Genomic DNA, 6,609 nt, shown 5'->3' with positions numbered 1-6,609 from the left:
TCGGCTTCCACTTTACCGGTCAACGTCACGCTGCTCGCTTCGCTGCGGCTCAGCAGCTCGTCTCCGCCATCGTTGAACGCGATGCTATTGCTGCCGTCATTATTTTCCGGTGCGCTTTGGTCCAGTTCGGTGGTGTCGGTCACGACGCCCGGGTTACCCGCGGCGTCGGTCACATTCATGGTCACGATCAGCTCGCCGTCGTTCAGGCCGGATAAGTCCTGGCCAATGACAGAGACATTGCCGTCTGCATCGACCGTGATGTCTGCCGCCGCCACAGCCAGCGAGGTGTCGCCGTCCGTAATGGTGATGCCGGTCACGGTCGCGTCCGCTTCCACTTTACCGCTCAACGTCACACTGGTCGCTTCGCTGCGGCTCAGCAGTTCATCGCCGCCATCGTTGAACGCGATGCTATTGCTGCCGTCATTATTTTCCGGTGCGCTTTGGTCCAGTTCGGTGGTGTCGCTCACGGCGCCCGGGTTGCCCGCGGCGTCGGTCACATTCATGGTCACGGTCAGCTCGCCGTCATTCAGGCCGGATAAGTCCTGGCCTGTGACCGACACATTGCCGTTTGCGTCGACCGTGATGTCTGCCGCCGCCACAGTCAGCGTGGTGTCGCCGTCAGTAATGGTGATGCCCGTTACCGTCGCGTCCGCTTCCACTTTACCGGTCAACGTCACGCTGCTTGCTTCGCTGCTACTCAGCAGCTCATCACCGCCATCGTTGAACGCGATGCTATTGCTGCCATCGTTGTTGGTGGGCGCGCTTTGGTCCAGCTTAGTGGTGTCGGTCACCGCGCCCGGGTTACCGGCCGCGTCAGTCACATTCATGGTCACGGTCAGCTCGCCGTCGTTGAGAGCCGACAGATCCTGGCCAATGACCGAGACATTGCCTTCTGAGTCGACGGAGATGTCATCGCTGTAGACCGTTAATGTGGTCGTCCCATCGGTAATGGTGATGCCGGTGACGGTCGCGTCCGCTTCCACTTTACCGGTCAACGTCACGCTGCTCGCTTCGCTGCGGCTCAGCAATTCATCGCCGCCATCGTTGAACGCGATGCTGTTGCGGCCATCGTTATTATCCGGTGCGCTTTGGTCCAGCTCGGTGGTGTCGGTCACCGCGCCCGGGTTACCGGCCGCGTCGGTGACGCTCATGGTCACGGTCAGTTCGCCGTCGTTCAGACCGGACAAGTCCTGGCCTGTGACCGAGACATTGCCGTCTGCATCCACACTAATATCGCTGGCGTTAACCGTCAGCGTGGTGTCGCCGTCCGTAATGGTGATGCCGGTCACCGTCGCGTCCGCTTCCACCTTACCGGTCAGCGTCACGCTGCTTGCTTCGCTGCGGCTCAGCAGCTCATCGCCGCCATCGTTGAACGCGATGCTGTTGCTGCCGTCATTATTTTCCGGCGCACTTTGATCCAGTTTGGTCGTGTCGGTGACCGCGCCCGGGTTACCGGCAGCGTCGGTCACATTCATGGTCACGGTCAGCTCGCCGTCGTTCAGGCCGGATAAGTCCTGGCCTGTGACCGACACATTGCCGTCTGCGTCGACCGTGATGTCTGCCGCCGCCACAGTCAGCGTGGTGTCGCCGTCAGTAATGGTGATGCCCGTTACCGTCGCGTCCGCTTCCACTTTACCGGTCAGCGTCACGCTGCTTGCTTCGCTGCGGCTCAGCAGCTCATCGCCGCCATCGTTGAACGCGATGCTGTTGCTGCCATCGTTGTTGGTGGGCGCACTTTGATCCAGTTCGGTGGTATCGGTCACCGCGCCCGGGTTGCCGGCGGCGTCGGTCACATTCATGGTCACGGTCAGCTCGCCGTCGTTCAGGCCAGACAAGTCCTGGCCACTGACAGAGACATTACCGTCTGCGTCGACCGTGATGTCATCACTGTTGACCGTCAATGTGGTCGTCCCGTCGGTGATGGTCATGCCGGTGACGGTGGCGTCCGACTCGACTTTACCGGTCAACGTCACACTGCTCGCTTCGCCGCGGCTCAGCAGTTCGTCGCCGCCATCAATAAACGCAATGCGGTTGCTGCCATCGCTGTTGGTGGGCGCGCTTTGGTCCAGTTGGGTGGTGTCGGTCACGGCGCCCGGGTTACCGGCCGCGTCAGTCACATTCATGGTCACAGTCAGTTCGCCGTCGTTCAGGCCGGACAAATCCTGGCCACTCACCGAGACATTGCCGTCTGTATCGACGCTAATATCGCTGGCGTTAACCGTCAGCGTGGTGTCGCCGTCCGTGATGGTCATACCGGTCACGGTCGCATCCGCTTCCACTTTACCGGTCAACGTCACGCTGCTTGCTTCGCTGCTACTCAGCAGCTCATCGCCGCCATCGTCGAACACAATGCGGTTGCTGCCATCGTTGTTGGTTGGCGCGCTTTGGTCCAGCTCGGTGGTGTCGGTCACGGCGCCCGGGTTACCGGCCGCGTCGGTGACGTTCATGGTCACGGTCAGCTCGCCGTCGTTGAGAGCGGACAGATCCTGGCCTGCGACAGAGACAATGCCGTCTGCGTCGACGGTGATGTCATCGCTGTCGACCGTCAATGTGGTCGTGCCATCGGTAATGGTCATGCCGGTCACGGTGGCGTCCGCTTCCACTTTACCGGTCAGCGTCACGCTGCTCGCTTCGCTGCTGCTCAGCAGTTCATCGCCGCCATCAATAAACGCAATGCGGTTGCTGCCATCGTTGTTGGTTGGCGCGCTTTGATCAACTTCATAGTTCGCGGTCGTACTAGATTCCACCGTATTGCCGGCTTCATCGTCAGAAATCACGACGACATCAAACTCGCTGCCATTCACTAAATCGTCGCCGTCCACATCGACCGACCAGCTACCATCGTCGTTGACGGTGGTGCGGTATTCGCTGCCATTAATCACCATCGACACACTGTCGCCTTCAGCAATATCGCCGCCAGTGGCGGTTCCCGAGACGGTCACGCGGCCGGTGCTTTCATCACTGTTGATGGTGTTGTCGTCGGTGATTGGGTTGACCGTCACTGTGCCCGCGTCCGCGGTCAGGTCCACGTTGTAATTGGCGGTCGCGCTTGATTCCACCGTATTACCGGCGGCGTCGCCTGAGGTCACGACGACATCAAACTCGCTGCCATTCACTAAATCGTCGCCGTCCACGTCGACCGACCAGCTGCCATCGTCGTTGACGGTGGTGGTGTATTCCGTGCCATTAATCACCATCGACACACTGTCGCCTTCGGCAATATCGCCGCCGGTTGCCGTCCCTGACACGGTCACTCGGCCGGTGCTTTCGTCACTGTTGATGGTGTTGTCGACGGTGATTGGGTTGATACTTACGGTTCCCTGATCCGCAGACAGATCCACGGTATGAGTAGAGGTCGCGCTAGACTCAACCGTACTTCCATCAGCATTGCTTGATGTCACGGTAACATCAAACTCTGTATCGTTAGCAAGATCGCTACCGGCCACATCCACTGACCAGTTACCATCGGCATCTACAGTCGTCGTATAAGACGTACCGTTGATGAGCATGCTCACCGTATCACCTTCAGAGATATCGCCTCCAGTCGCGGCACCACTGACAGTGATGGTTGATTCGCTTTCATCAAAGTTGATAACCCCGTCATCCGCGATCGGGTCAACAGTAACGGTGCCGGCAACAGCCAGAGTGATGTCTGCAGCGTCTGCAGTCACTAAGTTGGTCAGCGCCAGACTTTGCGTTTGTGAAAGGCCAAGACTTTCCAGTCCTGTTGTATCGAAGTTCGTTGTGGCAATAATCTGAATGTCAGTACGATCAATCGTCGCTGAGTCGGTCACTGCCGAACTCAGCACTCCACCAGCAGCCGGAGCCAGATCGCCATCGACCTGCGTCGGGTCCTGACCCTCTTCTAGTGCAGCAAAGATCTGTGCCACATCATCCGTGATGTCCTGAGGCATATTATTGGCATCAACCAGTTGTGCTTGAACCGCTGCGTCATCATCCACATCATTACCGATTTGAACAATAACGGTACCCTGTGGTAGCCGTTCACCCACGGTCGCAATTCTGACGTTACCAGTCGGATCGATAACAATCATTTGGTTAGCAGACAGAATTCCACTAGTGACAAGAGAGTTTAATCCCATAAAAAGCCTCGGACATAATAGAAGATGATATACCGCAAGGTATGCAACTTGGTGCGATACATTTATCCTGGAAAAATTCAGTCAAATTTAGCACTAATCCATAGTTAAACAAAGGTTAAAACGTTGTACTGTTAACGTTTTTTTGACGCATTTCCGATATTCTCAAAGCTGATACAACACAAAATTCAAACGGGATCATATTCGATACTTTGCTTTTAATTCGGGTACTTAACCGATAAAATCCATTTCTAATTAGTGAGTTATCAATGCATAATTTCTTGTATATGCAACAAGTTTAAAACTAACTGAAATTTTGAGTCACTTTATTGACACTCCTTCCCGGCGTCTCATTAATAAGATCGATTCTGGATTAAGCTTTGGCTTCAATCGTTAATAACCCAACATGGGAGTTTGATTTTGAAAGGGTTTTCCGTAAAGGCTCTGGCCTGTGCTCTTGCACTGTCCAGTCCAGCATATGCTCAAACACTTGAGCAGGCAGTTTCACTGACACTTGCCACCAATCCGGAGTTAAAAAGCGCTTTTAACCAGTTTAAAGCTCGTGTTTCTGATTCACGTGCAGCTACGGGGGCTTATCTGCCAAGTCTCGACTTGGATGCTGGCATCGGCTACGAAGGGATCAGACCGACAGAATCAAGCGGTAGCGCTGACACCGACCTGACCCGTAAGGACTTAACTCTTACTTTTAACCAGCTTATCTGGGATGGTTCAGCGACCTTAAACGACATGGACCGCACCTCTGCAGAAGCAGAAGCGGACCGCTACCAGTTACTTGCCGATGCATCAGATAAGGCTCTGCAAGTGGCGAACACCTACCTGGATGTGACACAGGCGTATGAAGTGCTTGCACTGTCGGAAAGTAATCTGACGACACACAAGGAAATTTACCGCGACATTAAACGTCGTGCGGATTCGGGTATCGGCTCAACGGCGGATGTAACCCAAGTGGAAGCCCGTCTGGCGCGTGCACAAAGCAACCTGCTGGCTGCGCAAAACAACCTGCTTGATGCTCAGGCACAGTTTCACCGTTTGGTAGGACAAGAGCCACAAGCGTTGGTCTTCCCGAGAGCAGACAGTGAAGCTTTACCGACCTCTGTTGACCAGGCTCTTGAGCAGGCACAGCAATCGCATCCGGTGATTAAAGTGGCTCAGACAGACGTCGACGCTGCACGCTTCCAGTATCAACAATCTAAAGCACCTAACTTTCCGACCCTCTCTTTTGAAGCGTCACAAAGCTGGATGGATGATGCAGGCGGTGACCGCGGCAATCAGCAAGAAACCACCGCCATGCTGCGTTTACGCTACAACCTCTACAACGGTGGTACCGACAGTGCGAACACAAAAAGTGCCGCCTATCAGCTTAATCGCGCTAAAGACTTACGTGCCAATATTTTCCGTACCGTGGAAGAGGGTCTGCGCCTGTCCTGGAACGCACTGGATATTACCCTGCAGCAGAAAGAGTTCCTAGCCGACCATGTCGACGCAACATCAAAGACCGTTGTGGCGTATCGCAAGCAGTACCAGATTGGCCAGCGCACCCTGCTCGACTTGCTGAATAGTGAAAATGAGCTGTTCGAAGCTCGCCGCGATTATCTGGATGCGAAGTACTCAGAGCAATACGCAAAATACCGCGTTCTGAACGCAACCGGCGGTCTGCTGGCGGCTCTGCGCGTCGATGTTCCGAAAGAGTGGCTGGAAAAGGTGGATTACTAATATGACAATTCGAAATGTGATGATTGCTGTTTTGAGTATGACATTGGCGCATTCTGCCTACGCCGCTCAAGAAGAAAGTTCGGACGTTTACGATTACATGGCAACACCTGTTGCAGAACAAGGTGCCGATTTGCTCGACGACGACAATGATGGTGTCATTAACGCCCGTGACAAATGTCCGCAAACCCCACAAGGTGCGCAAGTCGACAATGACGGTTGTGGCAAGCAAATCAACAGCTCTGAACAGCAAAAACTTCATATCCTGTTTGCCAGCGATTCCTCTGCCATAGCCCCTCTTTTTGATGATCAGATTCGTCAGATGGCGGAGTTTCTACAGCTTTATCCGGAAGCCTCAATTGAGCTACAAGGTTATGCGAGCAAAGTCGGCAGTGCCAAGTATAACCAGGCACTCTCTGAGCGTCGTTCAGCAGCCGTCCGTATGCAGTTGATTCGTTATGGTGTTACGCCGAACCGCATTCGTGTGATCGGTTTTGGTGATACGGTTCTGGTTGCTGATGGCGATGACCAGGTCAGTCACGCCCAGAACCGTCGCGTAACGGCGACCGTCGTCGGTCTGAAAGACGAAATGCTGAAAGAGTGGACTGTGTTCACTGCTTTACCTAATTCTTAATCGCTTACCGATTAAACCGTAACGAAAACGACCTGAGTTTCCCCAGGTCGTTTCTCCATTGAGTGACAGGTAAACGGGTTAGAAAGTTCGAACAACTTGACTCCCTGTTTCCCGCAACCCATTCTTCTGACTATGTATGATTTT

The 6,609-nt window shown here is 54.5% G+C and carries 3 protein-coding genes; 2 read left to right on the top strand and 1 reads right to left on the bottom strand.

Annotated elements, in window-relative coordinates; all coding sequences use genetic code 11:
- Positions 1-4,103, bottom strand: a 4,103-nt coding sequence (locus E6C74_RS02790) for an Ig-like domain-containing protein (RefSeq protein WP_136483149.1), incomplete at its 3' end; no start/stop codon positions are given.
- A 417-nt stretch (positions 4,104-4,520) separates the two neighbouring features.
- Between E6C74_RS02790 and E6C74_RS02785 the strand changes: the two genes are divergently transcribed.
- Both E6C74_RS02785 and E6C74_RS02780 read left to right on the top strand, forming a co-directional pair.
- Positions 4,521-5,834 (top strand): TolC family outer membrane protein, encoded by a 1,314-nt coding sequence (locus E6C74_RS02785; protein WP_136483147.1) that lies wholly within the window; start codon positions 4,521-4,523, stop codon positions 5,832-5,834.
- Position 5,835: 1 nt separating this feature from the next.
- Entirely contained in the window at positions 5,836-6,465 is a 630-nt protein-coding gene (locus E6C74_RS02780) for an OmpA family protein (RefSeq protein WP_136483145.1), read from the top strand.
- Positions 6,466-6,609 lie beyond the last annotated feature (144 nt).

It is taken from the genome of Vibrio sp. H11, from assembly GCF_004804295.1.
GTDB classification, from domain to species: domain Bacteria; phylum Pseudomonadota; class Gammaproteobacteria; order Enterobacterales; family Vibrionaceae; genus Vibrio; species Vibrio ostreae.
This window is presented reverse-complemented; position numbering and strand designations above follow the sequence as displayed.